The following is a 15,928-nucleotide window of genomic DNA, read 5'->3' as shown; positions in this document are numbered from 1 at the left end:
GTCAGTTCTCCTTGAACGGGAAGCCGAGGAGCTTGAGGAAGGCCCGCCCCTCGTCGTCCGTGGTGGCGGTCGTGACGACGGTGATGTCCATGCCGCGGACACGGTCGATCTTGTCCTGGTCGATCTCGTGGAACACGGACTGCTCCACGAGGCCGAAGGTGTAGTTCCCGTGGCCGTCGAACTGCTGCGGCGACAGGCCGCGGAAGTCACGGATGCGCGGCAGCGCGACCGACAGCAGGCGGTCCAGGAACTCCCAGGAGCGGTCGCCACGCAGCGTGACGTGGGCGCCGATCGGCATGCCCTCGCGCAGCTTGAACTGCGCGATGGACTTGCGGGCCTTGGTGACCTGCGGCTTCTGGCCCGTGATCTGCGTGAGGTCGCGGATCGCGCCCTCGATCAGCTTGGAGTCGCGAGCGGCCTCGCCGACACCCATGTTCACGACGACCTTGACCAGGCGCGCGACCTGGTTGATGTTCTCGTGACCGAACTGCTCGAACAGCGCGGTCCGGATCTCGTCGTTGTAGCGCGTCTTGAGGCGCGGCTGGGCCGGGGCCTCGATGGTGGTCTCGGTCATCAGATGTCCTTACCGGAGCGCTTCGCGACACGGACGCGCACGGTGCGCGTGCGCCCGTCGCGCTCGACCTGCTCGGTGCGGTAGCCGACCCGGGTGCCCTTCTTGGTCTCCGGGTCCACGAGCATCACGTTGCTGATGTGGATGGGGGCCTCGACGGTCTCGATGCCACCCGTGCGGGTGCCGCGCGACGTCTGGCCGGCCTTGGTGTGCTTCTGCACACGCTGGACGCCCTCGACCACGACACGCTGCGACTCGGCCAGCACCTCGAGCACACGGCCCTGCTGCCCCTTGTCGCGGCCCGAGATGACGACGACCAGGTCGCCCTTCTTGATCTTCGCCATGGTCAGAGCACCTCCGGAGCCAGCGAGATGATCTTCATGAACTTCTTGTCGCGCAGCTCGCGGCCCACGGGGCCGAAGATGCGGGTGCCGCGCGGCTCGCCGTCGTTCTTGAGGATCACCGCGGCGTTCTCGTCGAACTTGATGTACGAGCCGTCGGGACGCCGGCGCTCCTTGCGGGTGCGCACGACGACCGCCTTGACGACGTCGCCCTTCTTGACGTTGCCGCCGGGGATGGCGTCCTTGACGGTGGCGACGATGACGTCACCGATACCGGCGTAGCGGCGGCCGGAGCCGCCGAGCACACGGATGCAGAGAATCTCCTTCGCACCCGTGTTGTCGGCGACACGCAGTCGCGACTCCTGCTGGATCATCTACCTACTCCTGTCGTCTGGCGGGTTCTCGGTGCCACCGGGGCGGCGCCCGAGCCTGGCCGAACGGATGGTTGCCGTGGTGCACACGTCGCGCGGGTGGCCGACCTGCTCGTGGAGCGAGCCGGCCACCCACGCCCGTGGGCAACTGTTCGTGCTGCGTGCAGCCGAGGCTGCGTGCAGGCCGAGGTCGTTACTTGGCCTTCTCGAGGATCTCGACGATCCGCCACCGCTTGGTGGCGGACAGCGGCCGCGTCTCCATGATCGAGACGAGGTCGCCGATGCCGGCCGCGTTGGCCTCGTCGTGCGCCTTCACCTTGCTCGTGCGGCGGATGACCTTGCCGTAGAGCGGGTGCTTGACGCGGTCCTCGACCTCGACGACGACCGTCTTGTCCATCTTGTCGCTGACGACGTAGCCGCGGCGCGTCTTGCGGTACGCGCGGTGGTCGGACGTCGCCGTCGTGTGCTCGTGCTTGCTCATCAGGACCTCACTCCGCGCTCGGGGCGGTACGGATGCCGAGCTCGCGCTCGCGCAGGATCGTGTAGATGCGCGCGATGTCGCGGCGGACGGCCTTGAGGCGCCCGTGGCTCTCGAGCTGGCCGGTCGCGGACTGGAAGCGGAGGTTGAACAGCTCCTCCTTGGCCTTCTTCAGCTCGGCGACCAGCTTCTCGTCGTCGAAGGTGTCCAGCTCGCTGGGAGCCAGATCCTTGGTTCCGATAGCCATCAGTTACCACCCTCGCGCACGATGAAACGTGTCTTCATCGGGAGCTTGTGCTGCGCGCGACGCATGGCCTCGCGGGCGAGCGGCTCCGGGACACCGGCGAGCTCGAAGAGAACTCGGCCCGGCTTGACGTTGGCGATCCACCACTCGGGCGAGCCCTTGCCGGAACCCATGCGGGTCTCGGCGGGCTTCTTCGTGAGGGGGCGGTCCGGGTAGATGTTGATCCAGACCTTCCCTCCACGCTTGATGTGGCGGGTCATGGCGATACGAGCAGCCTCGATCTGCCGGTTGGTGACGTAGGCGGGCTCGAGAGCCTGGATGCCGTACTCACCGAAGGAGATCGTGGTGCCACCCGTGGCGGCGCCGGAGCGCTTGGGGTGGTGCTGCTTGCGGTGCTTCAGCCGGCGGGGGATCAGCACGGCTCAGGCCTCCGTTCCGGTCTCGGTCGGCGCGGGCGCCTCGGCAGCCGCGGCGGGCTGCTCGGCGGCCGGAGCCGGTGCGTCCTGACGCTCGGGACGACGCGCGCCACCACGACCACCACGGTCGGGACGGTCGCCGCCACGGTCGCCACGGGGGCCGCCGCGCGAGGGACGAGGAGCCTGCGAGGCCTGCTCGCGCGCCCACTCCTTCTCGGTGACGTCGCCCTTGTAGACCCAGACCTTGACGCCGATGCGCCCGAAGGTCGTGCGAGCCTCGAAGAAGCCGTAGTCGATGTTCGCGCGCAGCGTGTGCAGCGGGACGCGACCCTCGCGGTAGAACTCCGTGCGGCTCATCTCCGCGCCGCCGAGGCGGCCGGAGACCTGCACGCGGATGCCCTTGGCACCGGCGCGCTGGGCCGACTGGATGCCCTTGCGCATGGCACGGCGGAACGACACGCGGCTCGCGAGCTGCTCGGCGATGCCCTGGGCGACCAGCTGAGCCTCGATCTCGGCGTTCTTGACCTCGAGGATGTTCAGCTGGACCTGCTTGCCCGTGAGCTTCTCGAGCTCGCCGCGGATGCGGTCGGCCTCCGCACCACGACGCCCGATGACGATGCCCGGGCGGGCGGTGTGGATGTCGACGCGGACGCGGTCGCGGGTGCGCTCGATCTCGACCTTGGCGATCCCCGCACGCTCCAGGCCGGTGCCCATGAGCTTGCGGATCTGCACGTCCTCACGGACGTAGTCGCGGTAGCGCTGACCCGGCTTGGTCGAGTCCGCGAACCAGCGCGAGCGGTGGTCCGTCGTGATGCCCAGGCGGTACCCGAGCGGGTTGACCTTCTGTCCCACTAGCGGGTCCCTCCCTTGGTGGAGGCCGTCTCGCGCGCTGCGACGACGACCGTGATGTGGCTCGTGCGCTTGAGGATCCGACCGGCGCGACCCTGCGCGCGCGGGCGGAACCGCTTGAGCGTCGGGCCCTCGTCGACGAAGACCTCGGTGATGAAGAGGTCTGCCTCGTCGAGCCGCTCGCTGTTGCGCTTGGCCCCCTCGACCGCATTCGCGACCGCGGACTGCACCGTCTTGAGGACGGGCTCTGCCGCGGCCTGCGGCGCGAACTTCAGCACCGCCACGGCCTCGGCCGCCTGCTTGCCACGGATGAGGTCCACGACGCGGCGGGCCTTCTGGGGCGTGACGCGGACGAACCGCGCCTTCGCCTTGGCTTCCATCGCTGTCCTGCTCTCTGTTCTCTGCCGGTCAGGGCGTCACCTGGCTGACCCGGGGGTCAGCGGCGACGGCCCTTCCGGTCGTCCTTCTCGTGGCCGCGGAACGTCCGCGTCGGGGCGAACTCGCCGAGCTTGTGCCCGACCATCGACTCCGTGACGAACACCGGGGTGTGCTTGCGGCCGTCGTGCACCGCGAAGGTGTGACCGAGGAAGTCGGGCGTGATCATCGAGCGACGCGACCACGTCTTGATGACGTTCTTCGTGCCGGCCTCGTTCTGAGCGTCGACCTTCTTCTGGAGGTGGTCGTCGACGAACGGGCCCTTCTTGAGGCTGCGAGGCATTCTCTCGGGCTCCTATCAGCGCTTCTTGCCGGTGCGCCGACGGCGCACGATGAGCTTGTCGCTCGGCTTGTTCGGACGACGGGTGCGACCCTCGGGCTGACCCCACGGGCTCACCGGGTGACGGCCACCGGACGTCTTGCCCTCACCACCACCGTGCGGGTGGTCGATCGGGTTCATCGCGACACCGCGGACGGTCGGGCGCTTGCCCTTCCAGCGCATGCGGCCGGCCTTGCCCCAGTTGATGTTCGACTGCTCGGCGTTGCCCACCTCGCCGACCGTGGCGCGGCAGCGCAGGTCGACGTTGCGGATCTCGCCGGACGGCATGCGCAGCTGCGCGTACGGCCCGTCCTTCGCGACGAGCTGCACGGACGCCCCGGCCGAGCGGGCGATCTTCGCACCGCCGCCGGGCCGCAGCTCGATGGCGTGGATGACCGTACCGGTCGGGATGTTGCGCAGCGGCAGGTTGTTGCCCGGCTTGATGTCCGAGCCCGGACCTGCCTCGACGACGTCGCCCTGACCCAGCTTGTTCGGCGCGATGATGTAGCGCTTCTCGCCGTCCGCGTAGTGCAGGAGCGCGATGCGCGCCGTGCGGTTCGGGTCGTACTCGATGTGAGCGACCTTGGCCGGCACACCGTCCTTGTCGTGGCGACGGAAGTCGATGACACGGTAGGCGCGCTTGTGCCCTCCACCCTGGTGGCGGGTCGTGACGCGACCGGTCGAGTTGCGGCCACCCGTCTTGTGCAGCGGGCGGACCAGCGACTTCTCGGGAGTCGAGCGCGTGATCTCGACGAAGTCGGCGACCGACGAGCCACGGCGGCCCGGCGTCGTCGGCTTGTACTTACGGATTCCCATGGAGATTCGTCCTCACTGGCTCTCGGTCAGCCGACCGGTCCGCCGAAGATGTCGATCGAGCCCTCGCGGAGGGTGACGATCGCACGCTTCGTGTTCTTGCGGCGGCCGATGCCGAAGCGGGTCCGGCGGGCCTTGCCCTGACGGTTCGCGGTGTTGACCGACTCGACCTTGACGCCGAAGACCTGCTCGACGGCGATCTTGATCTCGGTCTTGTTCGCCCGCGGGTCGACGAGGAAGGTGTACTTCCCCTCGTCGAGCAGGCCGTAGCTCTTCTCCGAGACGACCGGCGCGATCAGGATGTCGCGCGGGTCCTTGCCGACGGCGGTCACTTCGTCTCCTCGTTGGCCTCGGACTCGGTCGCGACAGCCTTCGCACCCTTGACCGGGCCCGCGAGGAACGCGTCGAGCGCACCCTGCGTGAAGACCACGTCGTCCGAGATGAGGACGTCGTAGGTGTTGAGCTGGTCGGCGACGAGCAGGTGGACCCGCTCGACGTTCCGCAGCGACTTCCAGGTGATCTCGTCCTGACGCTCGACGACCACGAGGACGTTCTTGCGTCCGGACAGGTTGTCGAGCACCGCGAGAGCGGCCTTCGTCGACGGGACCTCACCCGGGTTGAAGCCGGTCACGACGTGCACACGGCCGGCGCGCGCGCGGTCCGAGAGAGCACCGCGGAGCGCCGCGGCCTTCATCTTCTTCGGGGTCCGCTGCGAGTAGTCCCGCGGGGTGGGGCCGTGGACGACGCCACCACCGGCGAACTGCGGCGCACGGGTCGAGCCCTGGCGGGCGCGGCCGGTGCCCTTCTGCTTGTACGGCTTCTTGCCGCCACCGCGGACCTCACCACGCGACTTGGTGTCGTGGGTGCCCTGGCGCGCCGCAGCGAGCTGCGCGACGACGACCTGGTGGATCAGCGGGACGTTCGTCTGGACGTCGAAGACGTCGGCGGGCAGGTCGGCGGTGCCGGCCTTCTTGCCCTTCCCGTCGAGCACGTCGACGGTCAGCGTGTCGCTCATGGAGGTCACGCACCCTTCACAGCGGTACGCACGAGCACGACGCCACCCTTGGGGCCCGGGACCGCGCCCTTGACGAGCAGCAGACCCTTCTCGACGTCGACCGCGTGCACGGTCAGGTTCTGGGTGGTCTGACGGGCGTGGCCCATCCGACCGGCCATGCGCAGGCCCTTGAACACGCGCGACGGCGTCGAGGCGCCACCGATCGAGCCGGGCTTGCGGTGGTTGCGGTGCGCACCGTGGGAGGCGCCGACGCCGGAGAAGCCGTGACGCTTCATCACACCGGCGGTGCCCTTGCCCTTGGTGGTGCCGACGACGTCGACCAACTGGCCGGCCTCGAAGACGGCGGCCGTGATCTCCTGGCCGAGCGTGTACTCGGCCGCGTCCGACGTGCGGACCTCGGTCACGTGACGACGAGGGGTGACCCCCGCCTTCTCGAAGTGACCGGTGAGCGGCTTGGTGACCTTGCGCGGGTCGATCTGGCCCGCGGCGAGCTGGACGGCGGCGTAGCCGTCCGTGTCAGCGGAGCGCACCTGCGTGACGACGTTCGGCCCGACGGCGACGACCGTGACCGGGACGAGGCGGCCTGCCTCGTCCCAGAGCTGGGTCATGCCGAGCTTCGTGCCGAGCAGCGCCGTGACGGGGCGCGCGTTCTGCTGGGTAGCCATGAGGATCTGTCCTTCCCAGCGATCAGAGCTTGATCTCGATGTTCACGTCCGCGGGCAGGTCGAGACGCATGAGCGAGTCGACGGCCTTCGGCGTGGGGTCGATGATGTCGATGAGCCGCTTGTGCGTGCGCATCTCGAAGTGCTCGCGGCTGTCCTTGTACTTGTGGGGCGACCGGATGACGCAGAAGACGTTCTTCTCCGTCGGCAGCGGCACCGGACCCACGACCGACGCACCAGCGCGAGTCACCGTGTCGACGATCTTGCGCGCCGAGCTGTCGATGACCTCGTGGTCGTAGGACTTGAGCCGGATGCGGATCTTCTGTCCCGCCATGGCGTCGTCTACTTCTCTCTCTCGAAACCGGTCTGTCCGACCCCCGCACTCGGGCGTGTCGCGTTGCGCGACGCACCTGGGTGCTGCGTACCGTTCGACGGAACAGGGGTCGTGGTGTCGTCGAGCGCCGCCACCGGGTGACCCCGGGGTCCGGACGCTCTCCACGTCTGTTCGCCCGTCGGTGGTCGGATCGACCTGACGCGTGGCCGCGAGCCGCCGGCGCGAAGCACGCGCCGTCAAGATCTCGCCGACCCCGCTCGCGGCGCGCGCGAACGCGCCACCTCCAGCGGGCAACCCCGACAGTCTGCCAGACGTGGCACCGATAAGCCAATCGTGCCGTCCGTCACCCACGACGGGAGACGACGCAGGGCCCGGGAGCCGAGGCTCCCGGGCCCTGCGTGAGGATCAGCCCCGAGGGGCGGTGATCACTTGACGATCTTGGTGACCCGGCCCGAGCCGACGGTGCGGCCACCCTCGCGGATGGCGAAGCCGAGGCCCTCCTCCATGGCGATGGGCTGGATCAGCGTCACCGAGATCTCGGTGTTGTCGCCGGGCATGACCATCTCGGTGCCCTCGGGCAGCGTGATGACACCGGTGACGTCCGTCGTCCGGAAGTAGAACTGGGGACGGTAGTTGCCGTAGAACGGGTTGTGACGCCCGCCCTCGTCCTTGGCCAGGATGTAGACCTGGCCCTCGAACTCGGTGTGCGGCGTGATCGAGCCGGGCTTGACGACGACCTGGCCGCGCTCGACCTCCTCACGCTTCGTGCCGCGCAGGAGCAGACCGACGTTCTCGCCGGCCTCGGCGTAGTCGAGCAGCTTGCGGAACATCTCGACACCGGTGACGGTGGTCTTGATCGCCTTCTCCTTGATGCCGACGATCTCCACCTCCTCGTTCACCTTGAGCTGACCGCGCTCGACACGACCGGTGACGACCGTGCCACGGCCCGTGATGGTGAAGACGTCCTCGATCGGCATGAGGAACGGCTTGTCGATCTCGCGCACCGGGTCGGGCACGTTCTCGTCGACCGCGTCCAGCAGGTCCTCGACGGACTTGACCCACTCGGGGTCGCCCTCGAGGGCCTTCAGGCCGGAGACGCGCACGACGGGCGCGTTGTCGCCGTCGAAGCCCTGCGACGACAGCAGCTCGCGGACCTCCATCTCGACGAGCTCGAGGATCTCCTCGTCGTCGACCATGTCGGACTTGTTGAGCGCGACGAGCAGGTACGGGACGCCGACCTGGCGGGCGAGCAGCACGTGCTCACGCGTCTGGGCCATCGGGCCGTCGGTCGCCGCGACCACGAGGATGGCGCCGTCCATCTGCGCCGCACCCGTGATCATGTTCTTGATGTAGTCGGCGTGACCAGGAGCGTCGACGTGCGCGTAGTGGCGCTTCTCCGTCTGGTACTCGACGTGCGCGATATTGATCGTGATGCCGCGCTGCTTCTCCTCCGGCGCCTTGTCGATCTCGTCGAACGGCGTGAAGGGGTTCAGGTCGGGGTACTTGTCGTGCAGCACCTTCGAGATCGCGGCCGTCAGCGTCGTCTTGCCGTGGTCGACGTGACCGATGGTCCCGATGTTGACGTGCGGCTTGGTCCGCTCGAACTTCGCCTTGCCCACTGGGTGTCCTCCTCAGGACTTGGTAGAGATTGCCCGACGGCAGCCACCTGACGGTACCTGCGCGGCGTGCGGTCCTACGGGTCGGATGTGTAGCTGGAACTGCAGGGTTCGACCTGTGGGACTACTCGCCCCGGGTCTTCTTGATGATCTCGTCGGCAACGTTCCGAGGCACCTCGGCGTAGCTGTCGAACTGCATCGAGTACACCGCACGACCCTGGGTCTTGGACCGCAGGTCGCCGACGTACCCGAACATCTCGGAGAGGGGCACCTGGGCGCGGATGACCTTCACGCCCGTCGCGTCCTCCATGGACTGGATCATGCCGCGGCGCGAGTTGATGTCGCCGATGACGTCGCCCATGTAGTCCTCGGGCGTGCGCACCTCGACGGCCATGATCGGCTCGAGGAGGGCAGGGTCCGCCTTGCGCACCGCCTCCTTGAGGATCATGGAGCCCGCGATCTTGAACGCCATCTCCGAGGAGTCGACGTCGTGCGCCGCGCCGTCGAGCAGGATCGCCTTGACGCCCACGAGCGGGTAGCCCGCGAGCACGCCCAGCTGCATCGCGCTCTGGATGCCGGCGTCCACCGAGGGGATGTACTCGCGCGGGATCCGGCCACCGGTGACCTTGTTCTCGAACTCGTACAGCTCGCCCTCGGCGGGGTCCAGCGGCTGGAAGGTCATCTGCACCTTCGCGTACTGGCCCGATCCACCGGTCTGCTTCTTGTGCGTGTAGTCGATCTTCTCGACCGCACGACGGATGGTCTCGCGGTAGGCCACCTGCGGCTTGCCGACGTTGGCCTCGACCTTGAACTCGCGGCGCATGCGGTCCACGAGGATGTCGAGGTGGAGCTCGCCCATGCCGCCGATGACGGTCTGGCCGGTCTCCTCGTCGAGCTTGACCCGGAACGTCGGGTCCTCCTCGGCGAGCTTCTGGATGGCCGTCGACAGCTTCTCCTGGTCGGCCTTCGTCTTCGGCTCGATCGCCACGTCGATGACGGGCTCCGGGAAGGTCATCGACTCCAGGATCACCGGGGCCGACGGGTCGCACAGGGTGTCGCCGGTGGTGACGTCCTTGAGACCGATGAAGGCGTAGATGTGACCGGCCTGCGCCTCGGGGACGGGGTTCTCCTTGTTGGAGTGCATCTGGAAGAGCTTCCCGATGCGCTCCTTCTTCCCCTTCGTCGAGTTGAGCACCGCGGCGCCCGACTCGACCCGGCCCGAGTACACGCGCACGTACGTCAGCTTGCCGAAGAACGGGTGCGAGGCGACCTTGAACGCCAGCGCCGAGAACGGCTCCGTCGCGTCGGGGTGGCGCTCGACCACGAGCTCGGCGTCCTTGACGTCGTGACCCTCGACCGCCGCGACGTCCAGGGGCGTCGGCAGGTAGTCGATGACGGCGTCGAGCATGGGCTGCACGCCCTTGTTCTTGAACGCCGAGCCGCACAGCACCGGGTACGCCGACGAAGAGACCGTCAGCTCGCGGATGCCGGCCTTGATCTCGGCGACCGTCAGCTCCTCGCCGCCGAGGAACTTCTCGAGCAGCTCGTCGCTGGTCTCCGCGACGGCCTCGAGGAGCTCGGACCGGTACTGCTCGGCCTTCTCCTGCAGGTCGGCCGGGATGTCCTCGATCTCGTACTTCTCGCCGAGGGCCGTCTCGCCGCGCCACACCAGGGCGCGCATCTCGACCAGGTCGACGACGCCGATGAAGTCGTTCTCGGAGCCGATCGGCAGCTGGATGACCAGCGGCTTGGCCTTGAGACGGTCGACGATCGTCTTGACCGTGAAGTAGAAGTCCGCGCCCAGCTTGTCCATCTTGTTGACGAAGCAGATGCGGGGGACGTCGTACTTGTCCGCCTGCCGCCACACCGTCTCGGACTGGGGCTCGACGCCCTCCTTGCCGTCGAAGACGGCGACCGCGCCGTCGAGGACGCGCAGCGAGCGCTCGACCTCGACCGTGAAGTCCACGTGGCCCGGGGTGTCGATGATGTTGATCTGGTTGTTCTTCCAGTAGCAGGTCGTCGCGGCGGACGTGATCGTGATGCCGCGCTCCTGCTCCTGCTCCATCCAGTCCATCGTCGACGCGCCGTCGTGCGTCTCACCGATCTTGTAGTTGACCCCGGTGTAGAACAGGATCCGCTCGGTGGTCGTCGTCTTGCCGGCATCGATGTGCGCCATGATGCCGATGTTGCGGACCTTCTTGAGGTCCGTCAGCACATCCAGTGCCACGTGTGAGCCCCTTGTCGGTTGGCTTGAGGTCGGTGACCGACCGGTGACGACCCCGGCGCCGCGTGCGCACCCTCGCGGGGTGCAGGGACGGCGCCGGGGCGCAGATCACCAGCGGTAGTGCGCGAACGCCCGGTTGGACTCGGCCATCTTGTGCATGTCCTCACGGCGCTTGACCGCCGCCCCGAGCCCGTTGGAGGCGTCGAGGATCTCGTTCATGAGGCGCTCGGTCATGGTCTTCTCGCGGCGTGCGCGCGAGAAGTCCGTGAGCCAGCGCAGCGCCAGCGTCGTGGAGCGCACGGGGCGCACCTCGATCGGCACCTGGTAGGTCGCGCCACCGACGCGGCGGGACTTGACCTCGATGGCCGGACGCACGTTGTCCAGCGCGCGCTTGAGCACGACGACCGGGTCGGACTGCGTCTTCTCGCGGACGCCCTCGAGGGCGCCGTACACGATCGACTCCGCGACGGTCTTCTTGCCGTCGAGGAGGACCTTGTTGATGAGCTGCGTGACGACCGGCGAGCCGTAGACGGGGTCGACGACGAGCGGACGACGAGGGGCGGGACCCTTACGAGGCATCGGTTCAGCCCTTCTTCGCGCCGTAGCGGCTGCGCGCCTGCTTGCGGTTCTTCACGCCCTGCGTGTCGAGAGCGCCGCGCACGATCTTGTAGCGGACACCGGGCAGGTCCTTCACACGACCACCGCGGACGAGCACGATCGAGTGCTCCTGGAGGTTGTGGCCGACGCCCGGGATGTAGGCCGTGACCTCGATGCCCGAGGACAGGCGCACGCGCGCGACCTTGCGCAGCGCGGAGTTCGGCTTCTTGGGGGTGGTCGTGTACACGCGGGTGCACACGCCACGGCGCTGCGGGGAGCCCTTGAGGGCAGGCGTCTTCGACTTGTTCGTCTTCGCCTGCCGGCCCTTGCGGACCAGCTGCTGGATCGTAGGCACTACGTCTCCGTCTGTCGGTGTTCTCTGGTCTGACCGGCACCCGTCACCCTGGACGGCCGGCTCGTCCCGGATCGTCGCCCGTCGCGCGACTACCCCGGAGGTCTGACGTCCCGCTCCGACCCCCGCGCCCGGGCGTGTCGCCCTGGTCCTCCCCGCCGCGACACGAGGTCGGTGGACGGAGAAGGGGCTCCTGCCCGGCGCCGCTCCCCCACCGCCGGGGCGGTCTGGAGAGTGCACGCACAAGGGCCCGACGGCGCGGGCACGGTCTCCTACGCTACCCGCCCCCGCGGACACCGTCAAAGCAGGACGCCGGGCTCCCCGCACGCCCGGCGCGCACCGGGAGCAGCACACGCCCGAGGGGCCCGTCGGTCGCACCGACGGGCCCCTCGGGACGGAGCGGACGAGAGCTCGACGTCAGCGGTAGTCGCCGAAGTCGATGTCCTCGAGCGGGATCGCCTCGCCGGTGCCCAGACCGAGCGCCGGGAAGTCGATCTCGTCGTAGCCGAACGCCGGGTACAGCTCGGCCTTCGCCGCCTCGGTCGGCTCCACGCTCACCTGGCGGTAGCGGGGCAGACCCGTGCCCGCCGGGATGAGCTTGCCGAGGATGACGTTCTCCTTCAGGCCCAGCAGCGGGTCCGAACGGCTCGACATCGCGGCCTCGGTGAGCACCTTGGTGGTCTCCTGGAAGGAGGCCGCCGACAGCCACGAGTCCGTCGCGAGCGACGCCTTCGTGATGCCCATGAGCTCCGGCCGACCTGCCGCGGGCTGCGCGCCCTCGGAGACCGCCTTGCGGTTGAAGTCCTCGAAGCGGCCGCGCTCGGCGAGCTCGCCGGGCAGCAGGCCCGTCTCGCCCGAGTCGAGCACGGTCACGCGGCGCAGCATCTGCCGCACGATGACCTCGATGTGCTTGTCGTGGATGTCCACGCCCTGCGAGCGGTAGACCTCCTGCACCTCGTCGACCAGGTGCTTCTGCGTCGCCCGGGGGCCGAGGATGCGCAGCACCTTCTTCGGGTCGACCGCACCCTGGACGAGCTGGGTGCCGACCGCCACGTGGTCGCCGTCCTGCACGAGCAGGCGCGACCGCTTGGTGATCGGGTACCGGATCTCCTCCGAGCCGTCGTCCGGGGTCAGGACGATCGAGCGCGAGCGGTCGCCCTCCTCGATCGTGACCCGGCCCGAGAACTCCGCGATCGGCGCCTCACCCTTGGGGGTGCGGGCCTCGAAGAGCTCCTGGACACGGGGCAGACCCTGCGTGATGTCGTCGGCCGAGGCCACACCACCGGTGTGGAACGTCCGCATCGTCAGCTGGGTGCCCGGCTCACCGATCGACTGCGCCGCGATGATGCCGACGGCCTCACCGATGTCGACGAGCTTGCCCGTCGCCAGCGACCGCCCGTAGCACTTCGCGCACGTGCCGACGCGCGACTCGCACGTGAGCACGGACCGGATCTTCAGCTCCGTCACGCCGGCCTCGAGGAGCCGGTCGAGCAGGACGTCGCCGACGTCGTCGCCCGGACGGCCCACGACCTCGTCGCCCACCGAGACCTCGGTGGCGAGCGTCCGCGAGTACACGGACGTCTCGACCTTGTCGTGGCGGCGCAGCGAGCCGTCCGCCGCCGCCACGCCGATCGGCATGGTCAGGCCGCGCTCGGTCCCGCAGTCGTCCTCGCGGACGATGACGTCCTGCGAGACGTCCACCAGACGACGCGTGAGGTACCCGGAGTCGGCGGTCCGCAGCGCGGTGTCCGCCAGACCCTTGCGGGCGCCGTGCGTGGCGATGAAGTACTCGAGGACCGACAGCCCCTCGCGGTAGTTCGACTTGATCGGGCGCGGGATGATCTCGCCCTTCGGGTTGGCCACGAGGCCACGCATGCCGGCGATCTGACGCACCTGCATCCAGTTGCCTCGGGCGCCCGAGCCGACCATCCGGTACACCGTGTTGCGCGCAGGGAAGTTCTCCTGCATCGCCTTGGCGACCTTGTCGGTGGCCTGCGTCCAGATCTCGATGAGCTCCTGGCGACGCTCGTCGTCGGTGATGAGGCCCTTCTCGTACTGGCCCTGCACCTTCGCCGCACGCGCCTCGTGCTCGTCGAGGATCGTCTGCTTGACCGCCGGCGTCGCGACGTCGGAGATCGCGATCGTGACGCCCGAGCGGGTGGCCCAGCGGAAGCCTGCCTCCTTCAGCGCGTCGAGCGAGGCGGCGACCTCGACCTTCGGGTAGCGCTCGGCGAGGTCGTTGACGATGACCGACAGACGCTTCTTGTCGACGACACCGTTCTCGTACGGGTAGTCGACCGGCAGCAGCTCGTTGAAGAGCGCACGGCCGAGCGTCGTCTCGAACATCAGGGTCTGACCGGGAGCCCAGCCCTCGGGCGCGCGCTCCTCGTCGAGGACGAGGTCGTCCATGAGGATGCGCACGACCGCGTTGAGGTCGAGCGACCCCTGGTCGAACGCCATGATCGCCTCGGAGACCGAGCTGAACGCCCGGCCCGTGCCGAGCGCGTCGGGGCGGTCCGACGTCAGGTGGTACAGGCCGATGATCATGTCCTGCGAGGGCATGGTCACCGGACGACCGTCCGACGGCTTGAGGATGTTGTTGCTCGAGAGCATGAGGATGCGGGCCTCGGCCTGCGCCTCCGCGCTCAGCGGCAGGTGGACGGCCATCTGGTCACCGTCGAAGTCCGCGTTGAACGCGGCGCAGACGAGCGGGTGCAGGTGGATCGCCTTGCCCTCGACGAGCTGGGGCTCGAACGCCTGGATGCCCAGACGGTGCAGCGTCGGTGCACGGTTCAGCAGCACCGGGTGCTCGGTGATGACCTCCTCGAGCACGTCCCACACGACCGGGCGCGCGCGCTCGACCATGCGCTTGGCCGACTTGATGTTCTGCGCGTGGTTGAGGTCCACCAGGCGCTTCATCACGAACGGCTTGAACAGCTCGAGCGCCATCTGCTTGGGCAGGCCGCACTGGTGCAGCTTGAGCTGCGGGCCGACGACGATGACCGAACGGCCCGAGTAGTCGACGCGCTTGCCGAGCAGGTTCTGGCGGAACCGGCCCTGCTTGCCCTTGAGCATGTCGGAGATCGACTTCAGCGGACGGTTGCCGGGGCCCGTGACGGGGCGGCCGCGGCGGCCGTTGTCGAACAGCGAGTCCACGGCCTCCTGGAGCATCCGCTTCTCGTTGTTCACGATGATCTCCGGCGCGCCCAGGTCCAGGAGCCGCTTGAGGCGGTTGTTCCGGTTGATGACGCGGCGGTAGAGGTCGTTCAGGTCCGACGTGGCGAAGCGGCCACCGTCGAGCTGGACCATGGGACGCAGGTCCGGCGGGATGACCGGGACGGCGTCGAGGACCATGCCCGTGGGCGAGTTCGTCGTCGTGAGGAACGCGTTGACGACCTTCAGCCGCTTGAGGGCACGGGTCTTGCGCTGGCCCTTGCCGCTGCGGATGGTCTCGCGCAGCGACGCGGCCTCCGCCTCCAGGTCGAACGCCTCGAGGCGCTTCTGGATCGCCGCGGCGCCCATCGAGCCCTCGAAGTAGTTGCCGTACCGGTCCTGCAGCTGGCGGTACAGCATCTCGTCGCCCTCGAGGTCGGCGACCTTGAGGTTCTTGAAGCGGTCCCAGACCTGCTCGAGCCGGTCGAGCTCGGCGTCGGCCCGCTTGCGCAGCGACGCCATCTCGCGCTCGGCGGAGTCACGCACCTTGCGGCGCGCGTCGGCCTTGGCACCCTCGGCCTCGAGCTCGGCCAGGTCGGCCTCGAGCTTGCTCGCGCGGGCGTTGATGTCGTTGTCACGGCGGTCCGCGATCTCCTTCTTCTCCAGGTCGATCTCGTTCTGGAGGTTCGGGAGGTCCTCCTGGCGACCGTCCACGTCGACCCACGTGATCATGTAGGCCGCGAAGTAGATGACCTTCTCCAGGTCCTTCGGCGCCAGGTCGAGCAGGTAGCCCAGGCGCGACGGGACGCCCTTGAAGAACCAGATGTGCGTGACGGGGGCGGCGAGCTCGATGTGGCCCATCCGCTCACGGCGGACCTTCGAGCGGGTCACCTCGACGCCGCAGCGCTCGCAGATGATGCCCTTGAAGCGCACGCGCTTGTACTTGCCGCAGTAGCACTCCCAGTCCCGGGTGGGGCCGAAGATCTTCTCGCAGAAGAGCCCGTCCTTCTCCGGCTTGAGGGTGCGGTAGTTGATGGTCTCGGGCTTCTTCACCTCGCCGTGCGACCAGGCACGGATGTCGTCGGCCGTGGCCAGGCCGATGCGCAGCTCGTCGAAGACGTTGACGTCGAGCAAGGGG

At 68.5% G+C, this 15,928-nt stretch carries 19 protein-coding genes; all 19 read right to left on the bottom strand.

Annotated features, from left to right (window positions below):
• Position 1: 1 nt before the first annotated feature.
• A complete protein-coding gene (rplE, locus tag FBY24_RS12280) occupies positions 2-574 on the bottom strand; it encodes a 50S ribosomal protein L5 (RefSeq protein WP_140457300.1) in 573 nt (190 codons plus the stop codon).
• Positions 574-915: a 50S ribosomal protein L24 gene (rplX, locus tag FBY24_RS12275; RefSeq protein ID WP_140457301.1), complete on the bottom strand. Its 342-nt coding sequence runs from the start codon at positions 913-915 to the stop codon at positions 574-576. The genes rplE and rplX overlap by 1 nt, the downstream gene beginning before the upstream one ends.
• A gap of 2 nt (positions 916-917) precedes the next feature.
• A complete protein-coding gene (rplN, locus tag FBY24_RS12270) occupies positions 918-1,286 on the bottom strand; it encodes a 50S ribosomal protein L14 (RefSeq protein WP_013770175.1) in 369 nt (122 codons plus the stop codon).
• Between the two features lie 190 nt (positions 1,287-1,476).
• Complete coding sequence (gene rpsQ / locus FBY24_RS12265) at positions 1,477-1,764, bottom strand: 30S ribosomal protein S17 (RefSeq protein ID WP_140457302.1); 288 nt, start codon at positions 1,762-1,764, stop codon at positions 1,477-1,479.
• 7 nt (positions 1,765-1,771) lie between these two features.
• Positions 1,772-2,008, bottom strand: coding sequence for a 50S ribosomal protein L29 (rpmC, locus tag FBY24_RS12260; protein ID WP_140457303.1), 237 nt, complete (start codon positions 2,006-2,008; stop codon positions 1,772-1,774).
• Positions 2,008-2,424, bottom strand: coding sequence for a 50S ribosomal protein L16 (gene rplP / locus FBY24_RS12255; protein WP_140457304.1), 417 nt, complete (start codon positions 2,422-2,424; stop codon positions 2,008-2,010). Before rplP ends, rpmC begins: the two co-directional genes overlap by 1 nt.
• A gap of 3 nt (positions 2,425-2,427) precedes the next feature.
• Positions 2,428-3,273: a 30S ribosomal protein S3 gene (gene rpsC, locus FBY24_RS12250; protein WP_140457305.1), complete on the bottom strand. Its 846-nt coding sequence runs from the start codon at positions 3,271-3,273 to the stop codon at positions 2,428-2,430.
• Positions 3,273-3,650, bottom strand: coding sequence for a 50S ribosomal protein L22 (rplV, locus tag FBY24_RS12245; protein ID WP_140457306.1), 378 nt, complete (start codon positions 3,648-3,650; stop codon positions 3,273-3,275). The genes rpsC and rplV overlap by 1 nt, the downstream gene beginning before the upstream one ends.
• 56 nt (positions 3,651-3,706) lie before the next feature.
• The gene (gene rpsS, locus FBY24_RS12240; protein ID WP_136519176.1) at positions 3,707-3,988 is read right to left on the bottom strand and encodes a 30S ribosomal protein S19; all 282 of its coding nucleotides are present in this window, start codon (positions 3,986-3,988) and stop codon (positions 3,707-3,709) included.
• Positions 3,989-4,003: 15 nt separating this feature from the next.
• On the bottom strand, positions 4,004-4,840 hold the full coding sequence (gene rplB, locus FBY24_RS12235; protein WP_140457307.1) for a 50S ribosomal protein L2: 837 nt from the start codon (positions 4,838-4,840) through the stop codon (positions 4,004-4,006).
• A gap of 26 nt (positions 4,841-4,866) precedes the next feature.
• Complete coding sequence (gene rplW / locus FBY24_RS12230; protein WP_046528991.1) at positions 4,867-5,169, bottom strand: 50S ribosomal protein L23; 303 nt, start codon at positions 5,167-5,169, stop codon at positions 4,867-4,869.
• Complete coding sequence (gene rplD, locus FBY24_RS12225) at positions 5,166-5,852, bottom strand: 50S ribosomal protein L4 (RefSeq protein WP_142160937.1); 687 nt, start codon at positions 5,850-5,852, stop codon at positions 5,166-5,168. The genes rplW and rplD overlap by 4 nt, the downstream gene beginning before the upstream one ends.
• A gap of 5 nt (positions 5,853-5,857) precedes the next feature.
• The gene (gene rplC, locus FBY24_RS12220; protein WP_140457309.1) at positions 5,858-6,517 is read right to left on the bottom strand and encodes a 50S ribosomal protein L3; all 660 of its coding nucleotides are present in this window, start codon (positions 6,515-6,517) and stop codon (positions 5,858-5,860) included.
• A 22-nt stretch (positions 6,518-6,539) separates the two neighbouring features.
• A complete protein-coding gene (rpsJ, locus tag FBY24_RS12215; protein WP_013117879.1) occupies positions 6,540-6,848 on the bottom strand; it encodes a 30S ribosomal protein S10 in 309 nt (102 codons plus the stop codon).
• Positions 6,849-7,273: 425 nt separating this feature from the next.
• Positions 7,274-8,467 (bottom strand): elongation factor Tu, encoded by a 1,194-nt coding sequence (gene tuf, locus FBY24_RS12210; RefSeq protein ID WP_142160935.1) that lies wholly within the window; start codon positions 8,465-8,467, stop codon positions 7,274-7,276.
• A gap of 121 nt (positions 8,468-8,588) precedes the next feature.
• A complete protein-coding gene (gene fusA / locus FBY24_RS12205; protein WP_142160933.1) occupies positions 8,589-10,691 on the bottom strand; it encodes an elongation factor G in 2,103 nt (700 codons plus the stop codon).
• 105 nt (positions 10,692-10,796) lie between these two features.
• Entirely contained in the window at positions 10,797-11,267 is a 471-nt protein-coding gene (gene rpsG / locus FBY24_RS12200) for a 30S ribosomal protein S7 (RefSeq protein WP_140457312.1), read from the bottom strand.
• A 4-nt stretch (positions 11,268-11,271) separates the two neighbouring features.
• On the bottom strand, positions 11,272-11,640 hold the full coding sequence (gene rpsL / locus FBY24_RS12195) for a 30S ribosomal protein S12 (RefSeq protein WP_013117883.1): 369 nt from the start codon (positions 11,638-11,640) through the stop codon (positions 11,272-11,274).
• Positions 11,641-12,054: 414 nt separating this feature from the next.
• Entirely contained in the window at positions 12,055-15,924 is a 3,870-nt protein-coding gene (locus FBY24_RS12190) for a DNA-directed RNA polymerase subunit beta' (protein ID WP_142160931.1), read from the bottom strand.
• Positions 15,925-15,928 lie beyond the last annotated feature (4 nt).

The organism is Cellulomonas sp. SLBN-39 (assembly GCF_006715865.1).
Lineage (GTDB): Bacteria > Actinomycetota > Actinomycetes > Actinomycetales > Cellulomonadaceae > Cellulomonas.
The sequence above is the reverse complement of the archived record's forward strand: the minus strand, read 5'-3'. Positions and strand labels throughout refer to the sequence as shown.